This is a genomic window from Mesorhizobium huakuii (assembly GCF_014189455.1).
GTDB classification, from domain to species: domain Bacteria; phylum Pseudomonadota; class Alphaproteobacteria; order Rhizobiales; family Rhizobiaceae; genus Mesorhizobium; species Mesorhizobium huakuii_A.
In genome coordinates, this window is the sequence record NZ_CP050296.1 from 5,789,032 (window position 1) to 5,814,734 (window position 25,703).

Below are 25,703 nucleotides of genomic sequence, written 5' to 3' on the forward strand. Positions count from 1 at the left end.
GGCCGCTATCAGTGCGGCTTGCCTTTGACGCCGTCGGTCGAGGCGACCAGCACCGGACCGGTGGGGCGCGGCGGCTCATTCTCGTTCATGATGCCGAGGCGGCGGGCGACTTCCTGGTAGGCTTCGACCAAGCCGCCCATATCACGGCGGAACCGGTCCTTGTCGAGCTTGTCCTGCGTCGCCACGTCCCACAGGCGGCACGAATCCGGCGAAATCTCGTCGGCGACGACGATGCGCATCATGTCGCCTTCGAACAGGCGGCCGCACTCGATCTTGAAGTCGACGAGTTGGATGCCGACGCCCATGAACAGGCCGGAGAGGAAATCGTTGACGCGGATGGCGAGTGCCATGACGTCGTCGATCTCCTGCGGGCTCGCCCAGCCGAAGGCCGTGATGTGTTCTTCCGACACCATCGGATCGTCGAGCGCATCGGCCTTGTAATAGAATTCGATGATCGAGCGCGGCAAAACGGTGCCTTCCTCGATGCCGAGGCGCTTGGACAGCGAGCCGGCGGCGACGTTGCGCACCACCACTTCAAGTGGGATGATCTCGACTTCCTTGATCAGCTGCTCGCGCATGTTGAGCCGGCGGATGAAGTGGGTCGGAATGCCCATGCGGTTCAAGTGGTTGAAGATGTACTCGGAAATGCGGTTGTTGAGCACGCCCTTGCCGTCGATGACCTCGTGCTTCTTCTTGTTGAACGCGGTTGCATCGTCCTTGAAGAACTGGATCAGCGTACCCGGTTCCGGTCCTTCATAGAGGATCTTGGCCTTGCCTTCATAAATGCGGCGGCGATTTTTCATCTGATTTTTTCTCTGGATTTGCGGGCAGGCGGCAAGCGACCAGTTCCTGTCCGTCCGCCTATATTAGTGCGGCGACGGCGGGGTTCAATGCCGGGTCTATCCCAATCACATCGTTTGCTCAATCGGCAAATCCTTCCAATCAACCGCTTTCGGGACTGAAATGCCGCAGCGCAGCATATGACGAAGCGTATTGACCGGCTCGCGACCTTTTGGTTTGTGCTTTGGCAACACACATATCACTTGCCAACAGAATCGGATTTGACCCGGAGGGACGCCATGAGCAGCATGAAAGACCGCGAAGAGGGCTTCGAACGCAAATTTGCATTCGACGAGGAGCTTCGGTTCAAGGCCTCGGCGCGCCGCAACAAGGCGCTCGGCCTGTGGGCCGCCGAAAAGCTCGGAAAGTCGGGCACTGATGCCGATGCCTACGCCAAGGAAGTCGTTGTTTCCGACATAGAGGAAGCCGGCGATCATGACGTGTTCCGCAAGATCCGCAAGGATTTCGACGCCGCCGGCGTCGAGCAGTCGGACCATCAGATCCGTCGCACAATGGACGAACTGATGGCGCAGGCGATCGAGCAGATCAAGAACACCTGATTCCGGAGCAGGTTCCGCAAAAGTGTCCCACGGTTTTGCGACAGAACCTGCGACAAACAAAAGGAAGCAGGTTCCGCAAAAAGTGTCCCAGGTTTTTGTGACAGAACCTGCGGCGAGAATGACTGGACCAATCGACCGCCCGGCCAAGCCGGGCGGTTTTTCTTTGCGTTTGCCGCGGTTTCCGGCTGAAACTGTGATCCTTAACAAGGAAAGAGATTAGATGTCCCTGAAGTCCCGTCTTGCCGCCGATGAAACGCTGGTCACCGCATGGTCGGGCGTGCCGGACGCCTTGACCGTCGAGATTCTCGCCAAACAGGGCTTCGATGCCATCACGCTCGACATGCAGCATGGCGGGCATCATGAGGACAGCGTGCTGCGCGGTCTCGTGCCGGTGCTCGCCGCAAATAAGCCGGCGCTGGTGCGCATCCCGGTCGGCCGCTTTGACATGGCAAGCCGGGCGCTCGATTTCGGCGCCGAGGCAGTCATCGCGCCGATGGTGAACTCGGTGGCAGATGCAAAGCTGTTCGCCGCGGCGATGAAATATCCGCCGCTCGGCGAGCGCTCGTGGGGGCCGACCTATGCCTTTCCGCGCCACGGCAAGGGCGACTATGCCGAATGGCTGCGCGACACCAACCAGCGCACGATGGCTTTTGCCATGGTCGAAACGCGCGCCGCACTCGACGCGCTGGACGGCATTCTCGATACGCCGGGCATTGACGGCATTTTCCTCGGCCCATCGGATTTCTCGATCGCCTGGAGCAACGGTACGATCGTCAATTCGACGCTGGAAAGCATGATGGAGACGATAGCATCGGTCGCCGAGCGCACCCGCAAGGCCGGAAAACATGCGGCGATCTATGTCGTCGAACCAGCAATTGCCGGCCGTGTTGTGTCGATGGGCTACCGCCTGCTCGCCACGGGATCTGAACATGCGCTGATCTCGCTGGGGGCAAAAACCTTGCTCAAGGACATCAAGGATTCGATCGGCGCCTGATGCGGCGCGACCATAGGCGCTACGCTTTCAGGTCCGTGAGGAACTTGGCGAAGGTCATGGATCCCTCTGGCCACGGTCCGAAGCCCGAATCCTGGTTGAGATGGCCGGTTTCGCCGGCATCGATGAACAGCGATCCCCAGGCGCCGGCAATGTCCTCGGCGACATCGAAGCCGCAGAACGGGTCGTTGCGGCTGGCGATTACGATCGATGGAAAAGGCAGTGGCTCACGCGGGTAGGGGCCGAAGGTCATCAGGTGCTTTGGCTTGATCTTGGGATTGGCGACATCGGGCGGCGCCACGAAGAAGGCGCCGGCGACCGGCTTCTGAAATTGCGGGATGGCCTGCACCGCCGCGGCGACCCCAAGCGAATGCGCGACGATGACGACGGGCCGCTCGGCCTCGTTGACGGCTTTGGCCACGCTCGCCGTCCAGTCCTCGCGCACCGGTTTCGACCATTCCGCCTGCTCGACACGCCGCGCCGTCGACAGTTTCGACTGCCAGCGGGTCTGCCAATGCTCCGGTCCGGAATTGGTGTAACCCGGAACGATCAGGATATCTGCGTCTTTGACTTTCATGGCGCTGAGATAGCGAGCGCGATTGTCTCATGCAACCGTTGATGGGCAAGCGCTTGGTCATAATGGTGAACACCATGTTCGCATTTCGCTGTCTTGTGTGAACGATCGCGATAGACGATCTGTCGTCAGGAGAGAAACAGCCGTGGAGGACCGGATTTTGGCGCTGACACGACGTACAATCATCGGCGGCGCCGGGTTCCTGGCTTTGGGAGCTTCATCAAGCGTTGCCGCAACGGAGACAATGATGAGCGAACTGCCATTTGCCGCCACCACGCCGGTGAGCGTTGCCCGCGTCGGGCTGAAGGCGCGTGATGCCGAAAGCCTCGCTGCCTATTACCGCCGGGTCGTCGGCCTGCAGGAGTTGAGCCGTGCCGATGGCGCGATCACGTTGGGGGCTGGCAGCCGTCCGTTGCTGGTGATCGAGGCTGATCCTTCGGCCAAGCCGGACGATCCGCGCAGCGCCGGTCTGTTCCACACCGCTTTCCTGCTGCCCAGCCGTGCCGATCTCGGCCGCTGGATCAACCACGCCATATCAGACAAGATCGCCATTGAGGGGGCTTCGGACCATCTGGTCAGCGAGGCGCTGTACCTGACCGATCCCGAAGGCAACGGCATCGAGATCTATGCCGACCGCCGTCCGCAGGACTGGAAATGGAACGGCGACAAAATCGCCATGGCGACCGAGCGGCTGAATATTCCGTCCATTGTCGCCGAAGTCCCGGCAGGCGATGCCGGCTGGCAAGGCGCGCCGGAAAACAGCATTGTCGGCCATGTCCATTTGCGCGTCGGCAGGCCGGAAGAGGCCGAGGCCTGGTGGAACCAGGAATTCGGCTTCGACACGGTGGCCAAATATGGCGGCCAGGCCGTGTTCCTGTCGTCCGGCGGCTATCACCACCACATCGGCGCCAATGCCTGGCAGAGCGCTGGTGCCGCCCGCCGCGACGCGTCGCGCTCGGGCCTTGCCTGGGTCGAGATGCGTTCGGACAATGTGACCGGCGAAACGACCCGCGAGGATCCGTGGGGCACGGTGATCAGGACTGTGCCTGGAAAGGCGTGATTGGACGTCAGCACAGCTTCTTTCTCCCCGTCACTATACGGGGAGAAATGCCCGGCAGGGCAATGAGGGGCAGCGCCAAGTTGTGAAATTGTCAAAGCGTGGATGGGTGCGATCGTCGCCGACGTCGGCGCTGCCCCCTCATCCGCCCTTCGGGCGTTCGTCGGTCGAAAAGCCAAGCAATTGGCTTTTCGTCCGCTGTGCGGACCACTCCTCACCTCCCCATAAACGGGGAGAAGGAAAGCTCAAGCTTCCCCAAACACCCGCCTGAAGATCGTGTCGACATGCTTGGTGTGGTAGCCCAGGTCGAATTTCTCGCGGATTTCCGCCTCCGGCAGTGCCGCGGTCACTTCCTTGTCGGCCAAAAGTTCCTCAAGGAAATCAGCGCCTTGTTCCCACACCTTCATGGCGTTGCGCTGCACCAGCCGGTAGGAGTCCTCGCGCGACAGGCCGGCCTGCGTCAGCGCCAGCATCACGCGCTGCGAATGCACCAGGCCGCGGAACTTGTTCATGTTCTTCAGCATGTTCTCGGGATAGACGACCAGCTTGTCGATGACGCCGGTCAGCCGCGAAAGCGCGAAATCGAGCGTCACCGTGGCGTCGGGTCCAATCATGCGCTCAACCGAGGAGTGTGAAATATCGCGCTCATGCCAGAGCGCCACATCCTCCATCGCCGGCAGTGCCATGGAGCGCACCATGCGGGCAAGGCCAGTAAGGTTTTCCGTCAGCACCGGATTGCGTTTGTGCGGCATTGCCGACGAGCCTTTCTGGCCCGGCGAAAAATACTCTTCCGCCTCCAGCACCTCGGTGCGCTGCAGATGCCGGATCTCGGTCGCCAGCCGCTCCATCGACGAGGCGATGACGCCAAGCGTGGCAAAGAACATCGCATGGCGGTCGCGGGGGATGACCTGCGTCGACACCGGTTCCGGCTTCAGCCCGAGTTTCGCCGCCACATGCTCCTCGACATAGGGTTCGATGTTGGCGAAGGTGCCGACCGCCCCGGAAATGGCGCAGGTTGCGATATCCTCCCGGGCATGCACCAGCCGCTCGCGGCAGCGCGAGAATTCGGCATAGGCCTGCGCCAGCTTGATGCCGAAGGTTGTCGGTTCGGCATGGATACCGTGGCTGCGGCCGATGGTGACGGTGTCCTTGTGCTCGAAGGCGCGGCGCTTGAGCGCGGCAAGCAGGCCGTCAATGTCGGCAAGCAGGATGTCGCTGGCGCGGGTAAGCTGGACGGCAAAGCAGGTGTCCAGAACATCCGAAGAGGTCATGCCCTGATGGATGAAGCGCGCGTCCGGCCCGACGAATTCGGCAAGATGGGTCAGGAAGGCGATGACGTCATGCTTGGTGACACGCTCGATCTCGTCGATCTTCTCGACATCGAATTTTGCAGCGCCGCCCTTTTCCCAGATGGTTTTTGCCGCTTCCTTCGGGATGACGCCGAGTTCGGCCAGCGCGTCGCAGGCATGGGCCTCGATTTCGAACCAGATGCGAAACCGGGTTTCGGGCGACCAGATGGCGACCATTTCCGGCCGGGAATAGCGAGGGATCATCGGTCAGTCCTGATGTATCTAGAGCAATCCAGGAAAAGTGCGCAGCGGTTTTCCGTCCCGGAATTGCGAAAAAGAAGGAGTTAGAGCGGGTCGGCGGTTCTACCAAACGCTGAACCGCTCTGGGTTAGCCCGCGTCCTAACAGAGGCGGACAAAATGCTCAACGCCGCTGCAGTGCAAACCAGAGGCTGGCGGCAAGCAAGGCGACGAAACCGAGCGGAAAATAGAGCCGGATACCCAGCACCACGAACTGGTAGGACGCCACCGCCATCGTGAAGGCGAGCTGAAAGCCCCAGGTGAGGGTGAAGACGGGCGCATGCCATTCGGCGTAGTACGACCGGTATTGCAAGGCATAGAGCCCGGCGGTGAGCCTGATCGTAGCGGCGGCAAGGCACACCATTGCCGCCGCGAAGGCGACTTCCCGGCCTCTTCCGAGCGAGACCAGCCGTGCCGCGAACAGGCCAAGCGGAAAGGCGAGGGCGCCGCCACCCGCAAACAGCAGCGACACAATGCGGATTTTATCCGGCGTCACCCAATGATCCAGCAACAGGTTGATCAACGCGCTGGCGCCCATGGCCCCGGCCCACACCAGCGAGCCGAAAAGCGTCGCGCGCCACCCCGGCAAAGCGCGGCGGACGTAGTTCACGTTGCGGCCGGGTATGACGGCGTGCTCTGTCACAGCCGGCCGGTCACGGCAATCCAGCGGAAGTCCGGCCCCTCGAAGCCATATTGGCGCACGGCGATCAGCACCGCATAGGCGCTGAGGCTGTCCATGGAGAATGTCTGGACCGCGCCGATGCGGTAGCCGTTCGGGCAGCCGCGGCTCTTGGGAATCGACTTGTCCTCGTGCAGCAATTTGGTGGTGCCGCCATCCTGCGCCTCGACGCGCAGCAGCCGAAAGCCATTGATCTCGCCCTGGCTGTCGCAACCTTCGGTGTTGTTCATGCCGATCTCATCGAGCCGGAACTCGAGCGGCTGGTCGACCGGAGAGAAGATCGGCCGCGGATTGACAGCCATCCGGTGAGGATCGGCCGAAAGCTCGGTCACCGGGTTGAAGCCCGCAGTAATACCGTGATTGGCGCTCAGCTCGGCCTGGCTGACGATGGTTTCGCCCTTCTGCCGGGCCTGGAGGCGGGCAGCGTCCAGTTTGGCGTTCTCGTCGTCGAGCCGGACTCTGATCGGCGTGCCCTTGAGAAAGCTGTCGGTGCTCGTGTCGATGTAATAGCGGTTGGCATAGGGAAAGCCCGACCCGTCCTGGACACCGTATTCCTCGAAGGCGAACACGCTGCCGTCCTTGGTGAAGCCAAGGATCTCGAGCTCGGCGACATCGCCAGCGTGGGCGACTGACACCACAAACTGTACGGCCAGGGAAACGGCATACAAAAGAAGCATTCGCATCGGTTCTTCCCCCAGCAGCCGCGATCGTTGCAATCCCTAGCACGACCGAATCAAAACGTCGTGCGGCTGACAAGCCGATGCATCCAATCGGCCTGTCATTTGTTATTGTCGGCAGTCCCAATGGAGAACCACCATGACCGACACCAGCAAAATTCGTGAGCATATGGAAGTCGTCGGCGCCGATGGCGTGCATGTCGGCACTGTCGACAAGGTCGACGGCCAGCGCATCAAGTTGACCAAGGCCGATAGCGGCGAGGGCGCTCACAGGGGTCATCACCACTACATTCCTCTGGCGCTGGTTGCCGAGGTCGATGGCAAGAAGGTGTGGCTGGCGGCAAATTCCGACGTCGCGGTTATGTTCGAGGAAGAAAAATCCGATCCGGTCTGATCGACGGCTTTAGCGCGACGACCAGACGGGAAACAGGTCGTTGTTGGCCGGCGTCGCGGCAAACACGCCGCGGCTGATGGCGCGCGCCATGGTGGCGCCGGCCGCGGCATAGAGGTCGATTGCGGCATCGGCGTCGAGCCGGATGCCGCTGGTTCCCGTCGCCAGCGCGAACACCAGGTCGCCGTCCGCCGGCGTGTGCGTCGGCCAGATGGCGCGCACGAAGCCGTCATGAGCCGACATTGCCAGGCGTTTTGCGGCGGCCTTGGTCAGAACCGCATCCGTGGCAATGACGGCGATGGTCGTGTTGCCGCCGGTTTCCATCTGCTTGCCTGCCTGCTTGTCGCGATATTTCAGCAAGATACGCCTGGCATCGTCCGGCATCGGCGAGGGATAACCGAGCCCGCCGAATTCGTCGCCGATTTCGAAGGGTGCCGCCCAGAAATGGCGGGTGCGGCTGACGGTCACCGATCCGGTCGGGTTGACGGCGGCCAGTGCACCGATGGTGACGCCATTGTCGAGCAGCGTCGAGGCGGAACCCAGGCCGCCCTTCAGCCCCGCGGTCAGCGCACCGGTGCCGGCACCCGTCGTGCCGAGCTGGAAATCGGCGGCCGCGCTTTGCGCGGCTTCATAGCCGAGGTCGCGGTAGGGTGGATAACGGCTCCAGTCCTTGTCGCCGCCATTGCGCAGGTCGAACAGGATTGCCGCCGGCACGATCGGCACGCGAAAGCCGCCCACTTCGAAGCCGATGCCGCGTTCGCGTAGCGCCGCCTGCACGCCGGACGCAGCATCAAGGCCGAAAGCCGAACCGCCCGACAGCACCACCGCATGGATCGCCTCGACCGAATTGTGCGGTTCGAGCAGGTCCGTCTCGCGCGTGCCCGGCGCGCCGCCCAAGATCTGGACACCGGCCACCGCCGGCTCGTCGCACAACACGGTTGTCACGCCGGACTTTAGCTTGGCGTCGGCAGCGTTGCCGACGCGCAGGCCGGCAACGTCGGTGATCAGGTTGCGCGGACCGGTGCGGAACATCAGTTGCTTTCCAAGGGCACGAAGCGCGTGCCGTCGAAGCGGAAGACACGGTAAGGGCTCTGGCTGAGATCGCCCTTGGCGCCGAAGCGGATCGGCCCGATCGCCGTGGTGAAATCATGCCCGGTCAGCGCCTCAGCCAGCGGCTTGTCCGAGGACAAGGCCGACGCTGCCTTGGCGATCTCGACCGCCGCATAGGCCGGCAGCGTGTAGCCGTCCGGCACGATCTTCTGCGCGGAGAAGCTTTCCAGCACCTTTGGGTCGGCGACATCGGCCCATTCGGGCGGCGCGATCATCAGCGTGCCCGTGGCATAGGACACGTCGCCGGGCGGCGTGCGCAGATTTTCGCCGCCGGCAAAGACGATGCCGGCCTGGAGCTGTGCTGCATCGCGGCCCATAATGGCAATGTCGTCGCCGTCACCGCCGGCAAAGACATGTGTGGCGCCGGCTTTCTTCAGCCGCCCGACCAGGCCGATCTGGTTGTCGAGCTGCGGTCGGAATGTGTCGACGAAGACAGGTTTCAGCGCCGCTTGCTCGGCCGCCGCGCGAAAGGTCTCGGCCATCTCGCGGCCATAGATGGTGCCGTCGTCGATAATGGCGAACAGCTCGCTCTGCCACAGCCGGGTGAGGGCGGAGGCGACGGCGTTGCGCTCATCGTCGCCGCGCGGCCCGAGGCGATAGACCGGCCAGCCGGTCTTGGCGCGGCGGTCGGTCAGGCTTTCGGTTCGCACGCCGACGGTGATGACCGGAATGTTGGCGTCCTTGAGGATCGGCATCGCCGCCTCGATGGCATCGGTGCAGAGGAAGCCTACCACGACACTGACCTTGGCTGCGGCAAAATCCCTGGCCGCGGCTGCACCGCCATCGGCGGTGCAGGCATCGTCTACGGTCTTGAGTTCGATGCCGTTTGCTTGTGCTGCGAGCCCGGCGCCGGCCTCGATCTGCTTGCCGAGGATGGCCGATGGTCCCGACAAGGGTGCGGCGACGCCGATCGTGAGCGTCTGGGCGCTGGCGGCTCCGGCCAGGAACAGCCAGGCCATTGCGGCGGATATCGTTGCCCCGGGTCGCATCCTGCCGAAGAGTTCCTCCCAAGCCCGCGATAGCAGCGCAGGCGCCAATTCCCGCCAAGACCTAAAGGCTGCCCGGCCTTGGTGCAACACGCGAATTTGGGGATATGGGCCAAGCACTTCGCTTGTGGCATGTCATGTCTGGCCATATATAGCGCTAGGGTTTCTGGTTGTGGAAAATTCCGGTGCTGAAGAAGAACGATATTGGACCGCAGGCCTATCGCGACGCGATGAGCCATTTTGCCGGTCACGTCCATGTGGTCACCACCGACGGGCCCGCCGGCAAGCGTGGCACGACGGTGATCGCTGCCTGTTCGGTGTCGGACACGCCGCCGACCATTCTGGTCTGCCTCAACCGCGAGAATGCCAAGAACGAGCTGTTCGTGAAAAACGGCCGGTTTGCCCTGAACACGCTGGCCTCGCACCAGGAGCCGCTGTCGATCGGCTTTTCCGGCATCACCGGCCTGCCGGTCGAGGAGCGTTTCGCGCTCGGTGAGTGGGATGTGATTTCCACCGGCGCGCCGACGCTGAAGGGCGCGCTCGCGGTGTTCGACTGCGAGCTGATCGACACCAAGGACCTGGCCACCCATCGTGTGCTTTTTGGCAAGGTGACAGGCTTGCGCATGGGCGATAATTTGCGGCCGCTGATCTACCACGCTCGCGGCTACCATGTCCTGGACAGCGGAGCGGCGGCGTTCACGGAGAAAGAATGACCGAACTGAAACCGCGCCCCGTACCGCGGACGATCGACGAGACGCTCGATCTCCTGACCGGCGCGGATTATGTGGCGGACCGGTCGCTGGCGACCGTTCTTTTCCTGTCGTTGCGCATGAACCGGCCCTTGTTCCTCGAGGGCGAGGCCGGCGTCGGCAAGACCGAGATCGCCAAGGTGTTGGCTGGGGCGCTCGGCCGCCGGCTGATCCGCCTGCAGTGCTATGAGGGGCTCGACGTTTCTTCCGCCGTCTACGAGTGGAACTACGCCGCGCAGATGATCGAAATCCGCATGGAGGAGGCGGCCGGCAAGGTTGACCGCTCCGCCATGGAGCGCAATGTGTTCTCCGAAAAATATCTGATCCGCCGCCCGGTGCTCGATGCACTGACGGGCAAGATAGGTGCCGCGCCGGTCTTCCTGATCGACGAGCTCGACCGCACCGACGAGGCCTTCGAAGCCTTCCTGCTCGAAATCCTGTCCGACTACCAGGTGACGGTGCCGGAACTCGGCACCATCAAGGCGGAAGAACCGCCGATCGTCATCATCACCACCAACCGCACCCGCGAGATCCACGACGCGCTGAAGCGGCGTTGCCTCTACCATTGGGTCGATTATCCCAATGCCGAGCGCGAGTTGGAGATCGTGCGCCGCAAGGTGCCGCAAGCCAACCAGCGGCTCTCGGCGGAGGTGGTCTCCTTCATCCAGAAGCTGCGCCAGATCGAGCTGTTCAAGGTGCCGGGCGTTGCCGAAACCATTGACTGGGCCGGCGCGTTGACCGAACTCGACAAGGTGGCGCTCGATCCCGAAACCGTCTCCGACACGATCGGCGTGCTGTTGAAATACCAGGACGACATTGCCCGCATCGGCGCGGGCGAGGGCCGGCGCATCCTCGACGAGGTCAAGGCCGAGCTCGCGGCGGCGGAGTAGCGCGATGAAGGCGCCGGGTGCTTACCCCAAAGAGGCCGACCCCAGAGAGGCGACGGCGGACGGACGCATCGCCGACAACATCGTCTATTTCGCCCGCACCTTGCGCAAGGCCGGCATGCGGGTCGGGCCGGCCTCGGTCAAGGATGCCATCGAGGCGGTGCTGGCCGCCGGCATTGGTTCACGCGACGATTTCTACTGGACGCTGCACGCGGTGCTGGTGTCCAGGCATGAGGATCACCCGACCTTTGACGAAGCCTTCCGGCTGTTCTGGAAATCGCGCGAACTGATCGAGAAACTGCTGGCGATGTTTTCGCCGGTGGCGCCGGACGTCAAGGAGAAGCAGAAGCCGCGCGCGGCCGAGAACCGCGTCAGCCAGGCCATGTTCGAAGGTCATCAGAAGAACCAGCCGCCGCAGGAAGTCCCCGAGATCGAGGTCGATGCCCGTTTCACCTTTTCCGGCAATGAGGTGTTGCGGGGCAAGGACTTTGCCCAGATGAACGCCGCGGAAATGGCGGATGCCAAGAAGGCCATCGCCGAGCTGCGATTGCCTTTCGACATGGTGCGGACCAGGCGTTTCAAGGCTGATGCGCATGGCCGCCGCATCGACCCGCGCGCCATGATGCGCTCCGCCGCGCGCACCGGCGGCGAACTGATCCTGCCGAAATTCCGCTCGGCGCGCGAAGTCCATCCGCCGCTGGTGGTCCTGGCCGACATTTCCGGTTCGATGAGCCAGTACACGCGCATCTTCCTGCATTTCCTGCATGCGCTGACGGAAAAACGCCGCCGCGTCCACACCTTCGTCTTCGGCACGCGGCTGACCAATCTGACCCGGCAGATGCGCCACCGCGATCCCGATGCCGCCCTTGCCGACTGTTCGGCGGTGGTCAAGGACTGGTCGGGGGGCACACGCATCGGCGACACACTGGCCGAGTTCAACCTGATATGGTCGCGGCGCGTGCTGGGGCAGGGCGCGGTCGTGCTTCTGATCACCGACGGGCTGGAGCGTGACGATGTCGCTGGCCTCTCGGAGGAGATGGAGCGGCTGCACAAATCCTGCCGGCGGCTGATCTGGCTCAATCCGTTGCTGCGCTTCGACGGCTTTCAGGCGCGCGCCCGCGGCGTCAAGGCGATGCTGCCGCATGTCGACGAATTCCGCTCGGCCCACAATCTCAATGCGCTCGCCGACCTCTGCGCTTCGCTGGACAAGAAGTCAGCACAATCCGTCGATCCGCGGCGATGGATGGAAGCTGGCGCGAAGCACGCCGCATAGCCATATCTTTATCCATCGGAAAAACAGACTCTGAGAGAAGCGATCATGGACGACAGCATCTATCTCGATGAGGCCCGCGACCCGCTGATTATCGCGGAAGGCTGGATGAAGGACGGCAAGGATGTCGCCATTGCCACTGTGGTCGAGACCTGGGGTTCGGCGCCGAGGCCGGTCGGCAGCCATCTGGTCATCGACGCCGAAGGCAATTTCCACGGCTCGGTCTCGGGCGGTTGCGTCGAGGGTGCGGTGGTGAGCGAGGCGATCGACGTGATCGACTCAGGGAAAGCCAAAATGCTCGAATTCGGCGTAGCCGATGAAACCGCCTGGCAGGTCGGCCTGTCCTGCGGCGGTCGCATCAAGGTTTATGTCGAGCGGTTGGGCTGATCTCAGATGGATCCATACGCCCTAAAAACTTTGAATGCTGAGCGCCGCGCCCGCCGTGCGGCGATCCTCGTCACCGATCTTGGTGACGGCCGCGACCGCATCGTGCGCGAAGGCGATCAGGTTGCCGGCGATCTCGGAGCCGCGATCGCTAGGGCATTTCGATCGGGCAATTCCGGTTCCGTCGAAGCGGAAGGGCGAACCTTCTTTCTCAACGCGCATCTGCCGCAGCCGCGCCTCGTGGTGATCGGCGCCGTCCATATCAGCCAGGCGCTGGCGCCAATGGCCAGGATTGCCGGCTATCCCCTGGAGATCATCGATCCGCGCACCGCCTTTGCCACGCCGGATCGTTTTCCCGATGTCGCCTTGCATGCCGAGTGGCCGGAAGATGTGCTGAAGCGCCAGCCGCTCGACAGCTACACCGCGCTTGCCGCCGTCACCCATGACCCGAAGATCGACGATTTTGCGCTGAAGGCGGCCCTCGACGCCAACTGCTTCTACGTTGGCGCGCTTGGCAGCCGCAAGACGCACGCCAAGCGCGTCGAGCGCCTGCTGGCGCTGGGCGCCAGTGCCGACCAGATCGCCCGCATCCATGCACCGATCGGGCTCGACATTGGCGCCGCCAGCCCCGCCGAGATCGCTGTGGCGGTGCTGGCGCAGACCATCTACGCGTTCCGGTCGCGCGGCCTCGATGCCAAAGGCGCCGTGGCGTGAAATTCGGTCCGGTTGCCATTGAAGAGGCCGAAGGCGCGGTACTGGCGCATGCCACCACCGCCGGCGAAAAGCGCTTTCGCAAGGCGCACAGGCTGAGCGCCGAAGACGTCTCCATACTCAAGCGGGCAGGGATCTCGCAGGTCGTTGCCGCCGTGCTTTCCTCGGGCGATCTCGGCGAGGACGCCGCGGCGCAAAGAATTGCCGAGAGCATGATTTTCGGCGGCATCGAGGCGAGGCCCGCCACCACCGGTCGGGTCAATCTCCATGCTAAGGCATCAGGCATCTTCACGGTCGATGCCGCGATGATCGACGCGATCAACGCCGTCGATCCCGCCATCACCCTTGCCACGCTGGCGCAGCATGCTCCGGTCGAAAAGGGTCAGATGGTGGCGACGGTGAAGATCATCCCCTTCGCGGTCGCCTCCACCCTGGTCGACACTGTTACGAAAATCTGTGCCGGCGGCGAGATCTTTGCCGTCAACGCCTATCAGCCGGTGCGCGTCGGTGTCATCCAGACGGTTCTGCCGGGCATCAAGCCCAGTGTGCTCGACAAGACATTGCGCGTCACCGAAGCGCGCCTGGCGCGCTCCGGTGGCAGGCTGACGGCGGAGCGCCGCACGCCGCACGAGATCGCGCCCGTAGCGGAGGCCGCCGCCTCGCTGGCGCGCGACAACGATATGGTGGTGATCTTCGGCGCCTCGGCGATGAGCGATTTCGCCGATGTCGTTCCGGCGGCGATCGAAATGGCGGGCGGAACAGTCATCCGCGCGGGCATGCCGGTCGATCCCGGCAATCTGCTGGTGCTAGGCACACTCGACGGCAAGCGCGTCATCGGTGCGCCCGGCTGCGCCCGCAGTCCCAAGGAAAACGGCTTCGACTGGGTGCTGGACCGTCTGGTTGCCGGCCTCGACGTCACCGCGAAGGACATAGCCGGCATGGGGGTCGGCGGGCTGTTGATGGAAATCCCGACACGGCCGCAGCCGCGCGAGCCGCTGCCGGCCAGGAGCCGGCTCAAGGTCGCCATCGTGCTTCTGGCGGCAGGCCGGTCGAGCCGCATGGGCGGACCGAACAAGCTCATGGCCCTGTTCGACGGCAAGCCGCTGGTGCGCCGCACGGCCGAGCGCGCGCTTGGCTCGAAGGCGTCGGGTACGATCGTTGTCACCGGCCATCAGCGCGAGCGCGTGCGCGCGGCACTGGCGGGGCTGGATGTGACCTTCGCCGACAATCCCGATTTCGCCGATGGCCTGTCGACCTCGCTGAAAGCCGGTATTGCCTATCTGCCCGAAGACACTGCCGGCGCGATGATCGTTCTGGGCGACATGCCTGGCGTTGTGTCAGACGATCTCGACCGGCTGATCGATGCCTTCCGCAAGGCCGGCGGCAATTCCGTGGTCCGCGCCTCGCATCAGGGCAAACGTGGCAACCCGGTGCTCCTGCCGCGCTCGCTGTTCCCGGCCATCGCTCATCTCGAAGGCGACACCGGCGCTCGCCATCTGGTCGAGGCCGAGGGGCTCGACGTCATCGATGTCGAGATCGGCGAGGGCGCGTCTGTGGATGTCGACACCCGCGAGGCACTCGAAGGCGCCGGCGGCGTGCTGCAGGATTGACAAACCCAGGCCGAATTACGCAAGCCTGCGATATGGCTTCTCGTTTTCCTTCTCCACTTCACGCCCTTCTGGCTGCGGTATTTGTTCTTTGCCTTGCCAGCCAGGCCGATGCGCTCGAACTAAAACCCTTCAAGGACGATCTCTTCGCCTATCCGGCCACGCTCTCGTCTGACAGCAACGGCGCTTACACCGTCATCGACTATCGCGAGATGCGCGATATCAACCAGCGCGACGAGGTGCCGGAAAAGCGCGTGCACCCGCAATACACCGACACCGGCGTGCGCAAGGTGCAGCAGGATCTGATGCTGAAGACCGACGCCGGCGATGTCAGGCACGTCGCCGTCGGCAAGACGCAAGGCGCCGGTATCATTGTGCTCTACCTGCACGGGCAGGGTGGCAGCCGCAAACAGGGCGTCGACGACTTCACCTTCGGCGGCAATTTCAACCGCATCAAGAATTTGATGGCCGGCAATGGCGGGCTTTATCTCTCGCCGGATTTCCCCGATTTCGGTGACAAGGGCGCCGCTCAGGTCGCGGCCTTGATCGACCACTATGCCGAACAGTCGCCGGGCGCGAAAATCTTCGTCGCCTGCGGTTCGATGGGCGGCGCACTGTGCTGGAAACTTGCCGCCCGCAACGATAGCGGTCGGCGCATCGACGGGCTGCTGCTGCTCGGATCGCTATGGGACGAGAGTTTTCTCGCAAGTCCCGCCTTCAGGCGTCATGTCCCGGTCTTCTTCGGCCAAGGCAGCCATGACGTGGTCTTTCCCATTGCGAACCAGGAAGCCTTCTTCCGCTCCATCATCGCCCGGTCGAAAGCCTATCCCTATCCGACCCGCTTCGTCCGCTTCGAGACCGGCACGCACGGCACCCCCATCCGCATGGTCGACTGGCGCGGCACGCTGAACTGGATGCTGTCGAAGGCGCCTTGATCGGACGCTGTCTGGAAGCCCTCAGCGCTCAAGGCGCGGTGTTGTAGTCGACCACCGTCTGCGGGTTCTCCTCGCCGTCATAGGACGCGTCGACGTCATACTGGACCAGCGAGAAATCGCCGTTGCGGAACAGATAGGTTCCCGAATCGGAGGCGTCGCCGACGCCACGCCACTTGTTGAAGGTGGTGATCGTATGGGTGTCAGCGTCATAGTCGGAATTGACCGCCCAGCCGGTCGTCTCGAAGCCGACGATGCTCATGCCCAGCAGCTTGCCCTCGCTGTCATTGTTCTCGTAGCGGATGTCCATCTTGGGTTCGGCGAACTGCAATTGCCGTACTTCAGACAATTCGTCGGTCATGTAGTAGACCGAACTTTCATTGTAGGCCGCGGCCGAACAGGAGAAATGGAACAGCCGCGTTTCCTTGTCGGGATCGCCGGGCTGCGCATCCTTGTCCTTGTACTTGATCGAAAAGACCTCCGGCTCGTCACCCAGGAACTGCTTGTCACACTGGTCGCCATAGGTCGCCAGGAAGGCCTTCTTGACCTGCTCGAGTGCGGTATCCTTCTTCGGCGGCGGCGGGCCATCGCCGCAGCTTGGCGGCAGCGCCTTTTCGAAATCGGCGGTTGAGGGTTTCAGCGCGCCTTTTTCGATGTGGATCGGATCGAAGGGCGGCGCGGCCTGGATCTGCGCATTGACCTGACGCAGCGTGTAGCAGCCGGCAAAGACCTTTTCGCCACCGCTCTTGTCGGTGGCACGGATGGCGACCGGGACGTTGTAGAAAATGCTGCCGGCGGCACCTTCGTCTGAAATGGCGCCGGTCGCGACCTCGACCTTGTCGGTACCGTCATAGCCCTTGACGAAACTGTCGAAATCCTTAGCCGGCTTTGCATCGCCATAATAACCCCAGGCCCGGGCGAATTCGTGCCGGTTGATGGCGCTGTAGAGCGAGCGGATGACCGCCTCGGCGCCGGACCGGTCGTCGACATAGGGCGCTTCGGGCGCGTCGTCGGCGGCCAGCGCCGTTTGGCCGGATATGGCAAGGGAGAAAAAGGCAGTCGCTGCGAGAAGGACGCGTCTCATCGGGAATCTCCGCTCGATAACGGAAATTCTACCACGGCGATTGCGGCGCCGTGGTGACGCGGAGCCCAGGGCGCTTGAAGAATCGTGTGGGGAGGCGTTACGTCGCCTGCGCCGGCGTTCCGACCGGACAGGAGATTTGACGTGACGATATCGATGTATGAGGCATCCGTGCCCGTGTTTTCAGCCAGGCTGAAAGCACTTTCCAGTGTGCTGGCGGCCGCCGAACAAAATGCCCTTGACCGCAAGATCGACCCGCAGGTGTTTTTGACGGCGCGGCTTGCGCCCGACATGTTCGCTTTAACCCGGCAGGTGCAGATCGCCACCGACCACGCCAAGGGCGCGCCGTCGCGGCTGGCCGGCCGCGAGGTGCCGAAATACGAGGACAATGAGGCAAGCTTTGCCGATCTCGAGGCGCGGATCGCCAAGACGCTCGCGCTTCTGGCGACGTTCTCGGCCGCCGATATTGACGGTTCCGACGACAAAGCGATCGAACTGAAACTCGGCGGACGCGAAACAACGTTGAGCGGCATGCAGTATCTGCTGCATGTGGCCATGCCCAACTTCTACTTCCACCTCACCACCGCTTACGACATCCTTCGCCACAATGGCGTGCCGCTGGGCAAGGCGACATTTCTGGGATCGCGTTGAGCGGCTGACGTTTCGAGATGTCTCGGATCGGTCCGGGACATCTCGCGAGATGCATTCAGCGAATGGACATTTCGCGGGCGACGCGCGGAAAATCGGCGGGCTTGATGCCGATATCGGCGCGGTCGGCATTGCTCATCGAGTGAAGCAGCGCAAGCGCCGCGCGGTATCTCAGATGTTCCTGCGGGCGCGGCCGGGCGAACATTTCCGTGAAGAAACCCATGATTCAGGCTCCTGGTTGGTCCTCCACGCCAGCCAATATAGGTGAATCGTGACGATTGTGCAGTGCAGCATTTGCATGCCTGCTATGTCCGGATGATTTTCATAAATTTTTTTGCGGCCCAGTGAAACTTCCGCGCCGCACGAACCGTAGGCTTCGACGCTGGCTCATGGCCAGTTTTTCCTCGCCACTCCTGGCGAATTTCCGGACTGCATGAAAGTGCAGTCCGGCTTTTTGTTGAGAACCGGTCGCGATCCTCGAATGGCTAAATTCATTAAGATCGGTGGTATGTATTTTTAACGAGCCGGTTCTATGGTCTGGAAACCTGACAGTCAGGCAAGGGGGAGGCTGACATCGCTACCAGCGCCAAGCGTGATTTCGCTTCGCTGCTCGACGACCTCTTCGTCGCCTCCGACAAGGGTGACGGTATCGAGGGCGACGAGGCCGGCGCGCGTCCGTCCATTCCGTTCGACTATCTCTCCGTCGCCGATGAACTCCATTCCGGCCGCATCAAGGTATCCGCCGCCGAATACCGTGAGGCCGGTGCCGATCTGGCGAGCGAATTCGCCGCCTTGCTAGAACACGCCAAGCTGGCCCTTGCTGCCGAGGATCCGAAGCCCGAAGAAAAGCTGCCGCCAATTGACCCTGAATCGATCGCGGCCGAACTGGGGCTGAACCAGCCCAGGAGCGCTGCCGATTTCGGCCGCATGCGCCGCAGCTTTGCTTTCACCAACCATCCCGACCGCGTCGCTCCGCATCTGCGCCAGCGCGCCATGATCCGCATGCAGGTGGCCAACATGCTGATCGACGAAGCCAAGCGCCGCGCCCTGGCCGGTGCCCGGCGCTAGCCAGGTCAGCTGGTTCACGCAAAAGTCGGCCTGGTGAGGCTTGGAGAGCGCCTCCGCTTTCCCTATAGATGCAGCCTCCCTCCCGCGCAGACTTTCCCTCCGGAGCAGAATTCCATGCACAAACGCCGTCTCGGTCGGACCGATCTTCTTGTTACCCAGATTTGCCTTGGTTCGATGACCTGGGGCCAGCAGAACACCGAGGCCGAAGGTCACGCGCAGATGGATCTGGCTTTTTCGCGCGGCGTCAATTTCATCGACACCGCCGAACTCTACCCGATCCCACCCAAGGCGGAGACGCAAGGGCGGACGGAAAAGATCATCGGCAGTTGGATGAAAGCCAAGGGCAATCGCGACAAGGTGATCCTTGCCTCCAAGGTCGTCGGCCGCACGGCGAGCGACTGGTTTCGCGGTGGCAGGCCGTCGCAATTGGTGCGTGCCGATATTTTTGACGCGGTCGAGAAATCGCTGGCCAAGCTCGGCACCGACTATCTCGACCTCTACCAGATCCACTGGCCGGAGCGGGACATCCCTTGGGGTGCAAACCCGACGCGCGTCGGCGCGGTGGCGCGGCGGGCCGATGCAGACGGCGCACCGGCCAACGAGACGCCGATCGCCGAGACGCTTGGCGTCTTCGACGAACTGGTGAAAGCTGGAAAGATCCGTCATTTCGGCCTGTCGAATGAGAGTTCCTGGGGCCTCATGCGTTACCTCTCAGAGGCCGAGAAAGGGATCGGCCCGCGGGTCGCGTCGATCCAGAACGCCTACAATCTCGTCAACCGCACCTTCGAGGTGAACCTTGCCGAGGTCTGCGAGCACGAACAGGTGTCGTTGTTGCCCTATTCGCCGCTGGCTCAGGGCTATCTGACCGGCAAATACGACCATGGCGCCCGACCGCAGGGTTCGCGCTCGCAATTGTTTAATCGTGGCCAGCGCTACGAGACTCCGAATGCCGCCGAAGTGCTGCTCGAATACAATGAACTGGCGCGCTCCTTCGGCATGGAACCGGCGCTGTTTGCCAATGCCTATGTGTCGAGCCGGCCCTTTGTCACCTCCAACATCATCGGTGCGACGACCATTCCGCAGCTCGAAATGGCGTTGTCTTCGGTGGATGTCGTCTGGACCGAGGAGATGCAGAAGGCGGTGGACGCGATCCACCAGCGGGTCGGAAATCCCTGTCCTTGATAGGCTAAGGGCGAAAAATTATCACGGAATAACAAAGGGGTGGAGACGATGGTGGATTTTCCGATCGAGGTTGTGCGTGGACAATTTCCAGCGCTTTCCCTGACCGACAAGGGCCGCCGGCGCATCTACCTCGACAACCCCGCCGGCACGCAGGTGCCGCAGGCGGTCGCCGATGCGGTGTCGCGCTGCCTGCTGACGACCAATGCCAATCTCGGCGGCTATTTCGAAACGACGATCGCGGCTCAAGCTGTCGTCGACGAGGCGCATCAGGCGATGGCCGATTTCCTCGGTGCGGCGAGCCCTGAGGAAATCATCATCGGCGCCAATATGACGACGCTGACCTACCACATGTCGCGCACGCTCGGCCGCACACTGGAGCCCGGCGACGAGATCATCCTCACCCGCATGGATCACGAGGGCAATGTCTCGCCCTGGCTGCAACTGGCCGAGGACCTTGGCCTCGTGGTGCGCTGGCTGCCATTCGATGAAAAGAGCTGGCAGGTCGAAGAGGCGACGCTGGCCGGGCTGCTTTCCGAGAAGACACGGCTGGTCGCGTTGAACTATGCCAGCAACCTGACTGGTTCGATCAATCGCGTGAAGGCTTTGACCGCCATCGCCAAGAATGCCGGCGCCTTGGTCTATGTCGACGCCGTGCAGTTCGCGCCGCATGGCCTGATCGACGTGCAAGACCTCGGCTGTGATTTCCTGATCTGCTCGGCCTACAAATTCTTCGGTCCGCATATGGGCATTTTGTGGGGACGGCGCGATATCATCGATGGCCTGAAACCCTATAAATGCCGCTGTTCGTCCAATGGCCTGCCGGAGCGGTTCGAGCTTGGCACGCCGCAGATCGAGCTCATGGCCGGCCTCACGGCTGCGGTCGATTATTTTGCCGAGCTGGGTGCGGCGGCGGGCGAGGGTGGTTCGCGCAGGCAGAAGATCGCTAGCGCGTTCGAAGCCTGCATCGCCTATGAGAATCCGCTGGCGCAAAGGTTGATCGACGGCCTGTCCGACATTTCAGGCCTGACCATCCATGGCATCACGGATCCGAAGCGGCTCAGCGATCGCGTGCCGACGGTCTCCTTCACCGTCGACGGCATCGTGCCGGAAACGATCGTTCGGCAGATGAACGCCGAAAACATCTTCCTGTGGTCCGGCCACAACTATGCCTGGGAGATCGTCCATCAGCTCGGCATTCCGGCCGAACAGGGCGTCGTGCGCATCGGCATCGCCCACTACAACACGGCGGCCGAAATCGACGAGACGCTGGAGAGCGTGCATCGGGTCATTGCCATGCTGAGGCAGCAACGATCCTGACGCCGTCGGCTTAAGTTTTCACCGCGCCTTGCCCCCAAAACCGGTGAGGAAGGCGGTGAGGTTGTCGCCGAGCGCGTCGCAGAGATAGCCGCCTTCCTGGACGATGACTGTCGGCAGGCCGAGCCCGGCGATGGCCTCGCCGATGCGCGAGAAGCCCGGTGTCGTCACCGAAAGCCCCCGAACGGGTCGCCCTCGAAGGCGTCAAGACCGAGCGCGACCACCAGTGCATCGGGCGAGAACGACCGGATGCGCTGGAACGCCACTTCAAGCGCTTCCAGAAACGCAGCGTCAGCGGATTTGCGCGGCAGCGGCAGGTTGAAATTATAGCCGAGGCCCGGGCCTTCGCCGCGCTCGTCGGCATGGCCCCAGAAGAACGGATAGAAGCGCACCGGATCGGCATGCAGCGAAACGGTGAGCACGTCGGGCCGGGCATAGAAGATGCCTTGCGTGCCGTTGCCGTGATGCAGGTCGACATCGAGGATGGTCACCCGCGCGGCCTGCTTGCGCAGCACCTGCGCCGCAACGGCCGAATTGTTGATGAAGCAGAAGCCGCCGGCGACATCGGCAAAGGCATGGTGGCCGGGCGGGCGGCACAGCGCATAGGCGGCGGTTGCACCAGCCATCACCGTTTCAGCGGCCTCGACCGCGCTCCAGGCGCTCCACAGCGCGCTTTGCCAGGTCTCGCCCGAGATCGGGCAAGCTGTATCAGCCATATGATAGCCGGCCTGGCCAACCGCCGATGCCGGATAGGAGCCGCTGCGTGCGATCGGATGGATGTTGGGGATCACTTCTGCCGATGCGCCCTCGATGCGCTGCCAGCGCTCGAAAATATGTTCGAGGAAGTCGAGATATTCGGGCGTGTGTACCGCCGAGACCGGACCGAGACCGTGATTGCGCGGCCGCTCGATCGTGCAGCCGGCAGATTTTGCGCCGGCTAACAATCTCTCGATGCGCTCGGGTTTTTCCGGATTGGGCTGCGCGGCGCCGCTGGAAAGAAAGGCCTTGGGGTCGTGCCGCTTCTGCTCCTCGGCGTAAAAGGCTTTCATTCCTGCTCCTCCGGCGCGTCGGCGAAGGCGAAAAAGGCCTCGCCGATGATCTTCTGCGTCTGTTCGTAACTCGACCAGGCAATGCCCAGCCTCTCGTAAAAAGCTTTGGCGCCTTCATTGTCGGTGTCGACCGACAGCCTCAGATAGACGCCACCTTCCTTCCGACACTCTGCCGCGACACGCCGCAACAGCCGCTCGCCGATCTTGCGGCCGCGAAACCTATCCTCGACATAGAGGTCCTGCACATAGACCCCGGGCCGTCCCATCCAGGTCGAGAAGATCGGGAAATGCAGGCACAGGCCGGCGAATTCACCGCCGACTTCGGCGATCAGGGTGGAGAAGGCGGGCTTTTCGCCAAAGCCGTAGCGGCGCAGGTCATCTGACGTGGACGTGATCTCCTGATGCGCGCCGATATGGGTGCCGAGTTTGAGAAGCGCGGCGTGGATGGTGTCGACATCGTCGATGGTGCCGTGGCGGATCACGGCATCGCTGGTCGCTGTCTGGATCTTGTCTGCCATGGATCAGGCCGTGGTCTCGGCTGAACCGGGCTTGTTCAGGAGATCGTCAAGGTCGCCGATATTGTCTTCCGAAAAGACGCGAATGCCGTTCGCTTCCAGCAGAGCGGTGGTCGTGCCGCGACCGGTCACCCGTTTGCCTGCAAAACTGCCGTCGTAGACGAAGCTGCTGCCGCAGGACGGACTGCCGTCGGTAAGAACCGCGTAGCGGCATCCCGTTTCTCGGGCGAGTTCGAGCGCAAGCTGCCCAGCTTCGAGATAAAGTGCGGTCACGTCGTTTCCCGTCTGCTCGACCACTCGACCCTGGCCGTGGAGCACAGCGCGGCCATCGCCTGCACCGCGAATTTCCGCCGGAGGACGTGGCGTTGAGAAACCTGCGGCAACCTCCGGGCAGATTTGCACGACCCGTCCCTCCGCTTGCCAGCGCATCAGTACCGGATGGTTGTTGAGCCGGTAGGAGCCGTTATAGCGGACGTGGCTGCCGAGCAGGCAGGCGGAGACGAGAACCCTTTCCATATCAGCTCCTCCCTTGCTTCTAGAAAGCCACCCGGTCGCCACCCTTCAGCGCCAGCATCTCACGCGCTTCGGCCGGCGTGGCAACCTCCAGCGACAAGCCATCGAGAATGCCACGGATGCGGCGCACCTGGTCGGCGTTGGATTTCGCCAGCTGGCGGCCATCATAGAGGCTGTCCTCCAGCCCGACCCGGACATTGCCACCCATCGCCGCGGCGATCGAGATTAGCGGCATCTGCTGGCGGCCGGCGGCCAGCACCGAGAACTGGTAGCTGTCGCCGAACAATTTGTCGGCGATGCGCTTCATGTGGATGAGATTGTCCGGATCGGCGCCGATGCCGCCCAGAATGCCCAGCACGAACTGGATGAACAGCGGCCCCGACACCAGCCCACGGTCGCGGAAATGCGCCAGCGAATAGAGGTGGCCGACATCGTAGCATTCGAATTCGAAGCGCGTGCCGCAGCCCGTGCCCAGTTTTTCCAGCACGCCTTCCATGTCGGCGAAGGTGTTCTTGAAAATGGTGTCGCGCGTGGCTTCGAGCAGCTTTGGCTCCCATTCGTGCTGCCATTCGCGTGGCTTGTCGAGCATGGGGAACAGCGCGAAATTCATCGAGCCCATGTTGAGCGAGCACATTTCGGGCTCGGCCCGCAGTGGCGCCGCCAGCCGCTGGTCCAGTGTCATCAAGGAGGAGCCACCAGTGGTGATGTTGATCACCGCATCGGTCGCCTGCTTGATGCGCGGCAGGAACTGCATGAAGACATCAGGATCGGCCGTCGGCCGGCCGTCTTTGGGATCGCGGGCGTGCAGATGCAGGATCGAGGCACCTGCTTCCGCGGCAGCGATGGCATCGGCCGCGATCTGGTCCGGCGTCACCGGCAGATAGGGCGACATCGATGGCGTGTGCACCGAGCCGGTGACGGCGCAGGTGATGATGACTTTGCGCGGCGCCATTTTTCAGCCCCGGCCTTCGACCGGCAGGTCGAGCTCGGCGGCCAGAACTTCCAGCGAGTCGCCGATAATGGAGATGATCTCGCCGACCTGTTCGCTGGTGACGATCATCGGTGGCGCGACCATGAAATTGTCGCCGTCGACACCACCCTTGACCCGGCGGCCATAGATGATCAGCCCGCGCTCATAGGCGAGATCGAGCAGGCGCTGCGTGGCTTTCTTGCCCTGGTCGATCGGCCGCAACGTCTCCGGATCGGCAACCATTTCGGCACCGGTCAACAGGCCTTTGCCGCGCACATCGGCGATGAAGGGAAAACGCTTCGCCAGTCCCTTCAGCCCGTCCATCAGCACGTCGCCCATGGCAGCGGCATTGGCGATCAGGTCGAGCCGATCCATTTCGCCAAGCACCGCAAGGCCGGCGGCACAGGCCAGCGGATTGCCGGCATAGGTGTGGCCATGCTGGAAGCCGCCGGAAGCGAGCAGCGGCTGCACCAGCCGCATCGGTGCGGCGAGCGCGCCGAGCGGCGCATAGCCGGAGCCCAGCCCCTTGGACAGCGCGACGATGTCGGGCTTGCAATTCCAATGATCGCCGCCGAGGAATTTGCCGGTGCGGCCGGCGCCGCTCATCACTTCGTCATGGATGAGCAGGATGCCGTAGCGGTCGCAGATCTCGCGGATACGCGCATAGTAGCTGTCGGGCGCCACCAGGGCGGCGGTGGCCGCACCACCGATCGGCTCCATGATGAAGGCGACGACGCTTTCGGGACCTTCAGCGAGAATCTTCTCCTCCAGCATGTCGGCATAGCGGACGCCGCGCTGCTCCATCGAGAGATTGTCGCGGTCGCGCCAGGCGGTCGGCGCCGGCACGGTCGGCATCACCCGCATCATCGGCTCGAAGGTTTCGGCCAGCGCGTCGTCGCCGGTGATCGACAGCGAACCCAGCGTGCCGCCATGATAGGAGGGGAAGCGGGTGATCACCTTCCAACGGCTGGCCTGGCCGGTGGCGACAGCCCATTGCCGCGCCAGCTTGATGCAGGATTCCGTCGCTTCCGAGCCACCCGAGACGAAGAAGATGCGGTCCATGCCTTCAGGCAATTTGCCGGCCAGTTCCCGCGCTAGCTCTTCCGCCGGCTCGTTCTCGAAATGCAGCCGGTAGGCAAAGGTGGCGCGGTCCATCTGCCGTTTCATGGCGTCCAGCACATTGCGGTTGGAATGGCCGATATTGGCGACCATCGGCCCGCTCGAGCCGTCGATGAAGCGACGTCCGTCCTGCGTCCACATATAGATGCCCTCGGCGTGGTCGATCAGCGGCCGGCGCAGGCTGGACAAATAGAACAGATGCGATTCGCGGCGCGCCTCGGTCACTTGAGCGGCGGTCTGGGTCTTCGACAT

General features: G+C 63.0%; 29 protein-coding genes and 1 pseudogene. 15 read left to right on the plus strand and 15 right to left on the minus strand.

Annotated features, from left to right (window positions below; translation table 11 throughout):
- Positions 1–8: 8 nt before the first annotated feature.
- The gene (gene purC, locus HB778_RS28055) at positions 9–803 is read right to left on the minus strand and encodes a phosphoribosylaminoimidazolesuccinocarboxamide synthase (protein WP_027028673.1); all 795 of its coding nucleotides are present in this window, start codon (positions 801–803) and stop codon (positions 9–11) included.
- Between the two features lie 276 nt (positions 804–1,079).
- On the opposite strand from purC, the gene HB778_RS28060 reads away from it, so the two are divergent.
- Both HB778_RS28060 and HB778_RS28065 read left to right on the plus strand, forming a co-directional pair.
- Positions 1,080–1,400, plus strand: a complete 321-nt coding sequence (locus HB778_RS28060; protein WP_183458649.1) for a DUF1476 domain-containing protein — start codon at positions 1,080–1,082, stop codon at positions 1,398–1,400.
- Positions 1,401–1,620: 220 nt separating this feature from the next.
- Positions 1,621–2,394, plus strand: a complete 774-nt coding sequence (locus tag HB778_RS28065) for an HpcH/HpaI aldolase family protein (RefSeq protein WP_183458650.1) — start codon at positions 1,621–1,623, stop codon at positions 2,392–2,394.
- A gap of 19 nt (positions 2,395–2,413) precedes the next feature.
- Here the strand turns inward: HB778_RS28065 and HB778_RS28070 are convergent, their stop codons facing one another.
- A complete protein-coding gene (locus HB778_RS28070; protein ID WP_183458652.1) occupies positions 2,414–2,968 on the minus strand; it encodes an RBBP9/YdeN family alpha/beta hydrolase in 555 nt (184 codons plus the stop codon).
- Positions 2,969–3,212: 244 nt separating this feature from the next.
- Here HB778_RS28070 and HB778_RS28075 point away from each other — a divergent pair, with 244 nt between their 5' ends.
- Positions 3,213–4,025: a VOC family protein gene (locus tag HB778_RS28075; protein ID WP_183458655.1), complete on the plus strand. Its 813-nt coding sequence runs from the start codon at positions 3,213–3,215 to the stop codon at positions 4,023–4,025.
- 242 nt (positions 4,026–4,267) lie between these two features.
- On the opposite strand, the gene purB is transcribed toward HB778_RS28075, so the two are convergent.
- The 3 genes from purB to HB778_RS28090 form a co-directional block, all read right to left on the minus strand.
- Positions 4,268–5,575 carry an adenylosuccinate lyase gene (purB, locus tag HB778_RS28080; protein ID WP_183458656.1) on the minus strand — a complete coding sequence of 436 codons (1,308 nt, stop codon included), beginning with the start codon at positions 5,573–5,575 and terminating at the stop codon, positions 4,268–4,270.
- Between the two features lie 158 nt (positions 5,576–5,733).
- Entirely contained in the window at positions 5,734–6,252 is a 519-nt protein-coding gene (locus tag HB778_RS28085; protein ID WP_183458658.1) for a hypothetical protein, read from the minus strand.
- Entirely contained in the window at positions 6,249–6,971 is a 723-nt protein-coding gene (locus HB778_RS28090; protein WP_183458660.1) for a DUF2259 domain-containing protein, read from the minus strand. The genes HB778_RS28085 and HB778_RS28090 overlap by 4 nt, the downstream gene beginning before the upstream one ends.
- 133 nt (positions 6,972–7,104) lie before the next feature.
- Here HB778_RS28090 and HB778_RS28095 point away from each other — a divergent pair, with 133 nt between their 5' ends.
- Positions 7,105–7,359, plus strand: a complete 255-nt coding sequence (locus HB778_RS28095) for a DUF2171 domain-containing protein (protein WP_183458662.1) — start codon at positions 7,105–7,107, stop codon at positions 7,357–7,359.
- 9 nt (positions 7,360–7,368) lie between these two features.
- On the opposite strand, the gene HB778_RS28100 is transcribed toward HB778_RS28095, so the two are convergent.
- Both HB778_RS28100 and HB778_RS28105 read right to left on the minus strand, forming a co-directional pair.
- Complete coding sequence (locus HB778_RS28100; RefSeq protein WP_183458664.1) at positions 7,369–8,388, minus strand: P1 family peptidase; 1,020 nt, start codon at positions 8,386–8,388, stop codon at positions 7,369–7,371.
- The gene (locus HB778_RS28105) at positions 8,388–9,455 is read right to left on the minus strand and encodes a branched-chain amino acid ABC transporter substrate-binding protein (RefSeq protein WP_183458666.1); all 1,068 of its coding nucleotides are present in this window, start codon (positions 9,453–9,455) and stop codon (positions 8,388–8,390) included. The genes HB778_RS28100 and HB778_RS28105 overlap by 1 nt, the downstream gene beginning before the upstream one ends.
- Positions 9,456–9,637: 182 nt before the next feature.
- On the opposite strand from HB778_RS28105, the gene HB778_RS28110 reads away from it, so the two are divergent.
- The 7 genes from HB778_RS28110 to HB778_RS28140 are packed head-to-tail and all read left to right on the plus strand — an operon-like array spanning position 9,638 to position 15,995.
- Positions 9,638–10,165, plus strand: coding sequence for a flavin reductase (locus HB778_RS28110; RefSeq protein ID WP_183458668.1), 528 nt, complete (start codon positions 9,638–9,640; stop codon positions 10,163–10,165).
- Entirely contained in the window at positions 10,162–11,091 is a 930-nt protein-coding gene (locus tag HB778_RS28115; RefSeq protein WP_183458670.1) for an AAA family ATPase, read from the plus strand. Before HB778_RS28110 ends, HB778_RS28115 begins: the two co-directional genes overlap by 4 nt.
- Before the next feature lie 4 nt (positions 11,092–11,095).
- A complete protein-coding gene (locus HB778_RS28120; RefSeq protein ID WP_183458672.1) occupies positions 11,096–12,361 on the plus strand; it encodes a vWA domain-containing protein in 1,266 nt (421 codons plus the stop codon).
- 45 nt (positions 12,362–12,406) lie between these two features.
- A complete protein-coding gene (locus HB778_RS28125; RefSeq protein ID WP_027045528.1) occupies positions 12,407–12,745 on the plus strand; it encodes an XdhC family protein in 339 nt (112 codons plus the stop codon).
- A 6-nt stretch (positions 12,746–12,751) separates the two neighbouring features.
- Positions 12,752–13,456: an XdhC family protein gene (locus tag HB778_RS28130; RefSeq protein WP_183458674.1), complete on the plus strand. Its 705-nt coding sequence runs from the start codon at positions 12,752–12,754 to the stop codon at positions 13,454–13,456.
- On the plus strand, positions 13,453–15,063 hold the full coding sequence (locus tag HB778_RS28135; RefSeq protein WP_183458676.1) for an NTP transferase domain-containing protein: 1,611 nt from the start codon (positions 13,453–13,455) through the stop codon (positions 15,061–15,063). The genes HB778_RS28130 and HB778_RS28135 overlap by 4 nt, the downstream gene beginning before the upstream one ends.
- A gap of 32 nt (positions 15,064–15,095) precedes the next feature.
- On the plus strand, positions 15,096–15,995 hold the full coding sequence (locus HB778_RS28140) for an alpha/beta hydrolase family protein (RefSeq protein ID WP_183458678.1): 900 nt from the start codon (positions 15,096–15,098) through the stop codon (positions 15,993–15,995).
- A gap of 28 nt (positions 15,996–16,023) precedes the next feature.
- On the opposite strand, the gene HB778_RS28145 is transcribed toward HB778_RS28140, so the two are convergent.
- On the minus strand, positions 16,024–17,076 hold the full coding sequence (locus HB778_RS28145) for a DUF1176 domain-containing protein (protein WP_183458680.1): 1,053 nt from the start codon (positions 17,074–17,076) through the stop codon (positions 16,024–16,026).
- A 141-nt stretch (positions 17,077–17,217) separates the two neighbouring features.
- On the opposite strand from HB778_RS28145, the gene HB778_RS28150 reads away from it, so the two are divergent.
- Complete coding sequence (locus tag HB778_RS28150) at positions 17,218–17,724, plus strand: DUF1993 domain-containing protein (protein WP_183458682.1); 507 nt, start codon at positions 17,218–17,220, stop codon at positions 17,722–17,724.
- A 55-nt stretch (positions 17,725–17,779) separates the two neighbouring features.
- Here the strand turns inward: HB778_RS28150 and HB778_RS28155 are convergent, their stop codons facing one another.
- On the minus strand, positions 17,780–17,944 hold the full coding sequence (locus HB778_RS28155) for a hypothetical protein (RefSeq protein ID WP_080511763.1): 165 nt from the start codon (positions 17,942–17,944) through the stop codon (positions 17,780–17,782).
- Positions 17,945–18,273: 329 nt separating this feature from the next.
- The gene (locus HB778_RS41760) at positions 18,274–18,441 is read right to left on the minus strand and encodes a hypothetical protein (protein ID WP_244661655.1); all 168 of its coding nucleotides are present in this window, start codon (positions 18,439–18,441) and stop codon (positions 18,274–18,276) included.
- On the opposite strand from HB778_RS41760, the gene HB778_RS28160 reads away from it, so the two are divergent.
- The 3 genes from HB778_RS28160 to HB778_RS28170 all read left to right on the plus strand — a co-directional run bounded on the left by HB778_RS28160 (position 18,370) and on the right by HB778_RS28170 (position 21,288).
- Positions 18,370–18,789, plus strand: a complete 420-nt coding sequence (locus HB778_RS28160; protein ID WP_244662009.1) for a hypothetical protein — start codon at positions 18,370–18,372, stop codon at positions 18,787–18,789. The two genes, HB778_RS41760 and HB778_RS28160, sit on opposite strands and share 72 nt — an antisense overlap.
- A gap of 114 nt (positions 18,790–18,903) precedes the next feature.
- Entirely contained in the window at positions 18,904–19,971 is a 1,068-nt protein-coding gene (locus tag HB778_RS28165) for an aldo/keto reductase (RefSeq protein WP_183458684.1), read from the plus strand.
- A 48-nt stretch (positions 19,972–20,019) separates the two neighbouring features.
- On the plus strand, positions 20,020–21,288 hold the full coding sequence (locus HB778_RS28170) for a cysteine desulfurase-like protein (protein ID WP_183458686.1): 1,269 nt from the start codon (positions 20,020–20,022) through the stop codon (positions 21,286–21,288).
- 18 nt (positions 21,289–21,306) lie between these two features.
- Here HB778_RS28170 and HB778_RS28175 read toward each other — a convergent pair.
- The 5 genes and pseudogenes from HB778_RS28175 to HB778_RS28195 all read right to left on the minus strand — a co-directional run bounded on the left by HB778_RS28175 (position 21,307) and on the right by HB778_RS28195 (position 25,703).
- Positions 21,307–22,334: pseudogene (locus HB778_RS28175) on the minus strand (histone deacetylase family protein).
- Complete coding sequence (locus HB778_RS28180; protein ID WP_183458688.1) at positions 22,331–22,852, minus strand: GNAT family N-acetyltransferase; 522 nt, start codon at positions 22,850–22,852, stop codon at positions 22,331–22,333. The pseudogene HB778_RS28175 and the gene HB778_RS28180 overlap by 4 nt, the downstream one beginning before the upstream one ends.
- Before the next feature lie 3 nt (positions 22,853–22,855).
- On the minus strand, positions 22,856–23,365 hold the full coding sequence (locus tag HB778_RS28185; RefSeq protein WP_183458690.1) for a DUF523 domain-containing protein: 510 nt from the start codon (positions 23,363–23,365) through the stop codon (positions 22,856–22,858).
- A 19-nt stretch (positions 23,366–23,384) separates the two neighbouring features.
- A complete protein-coding gene (locus HB778_RS28190; protein ID WP_183458692.1) occupies positions 23,385–24,314 on the minus strand; it encodes a 3-keto-5-aminohexanoate cleavage protein in 930 nt (309 codons plus the stop codon).
- 3 nt (positions 24,315–24,317) lie between these two features.
- Positions 24,318–25,703, minus strand: a complete 1,386-nt coding sequence (locus tag HB778_RS28195) for an aspartate aminotransferase family protein (protein ID WP_183458694.1) — start codon at positions 25,701–25,703, stop codon at positions 24,318–24,320.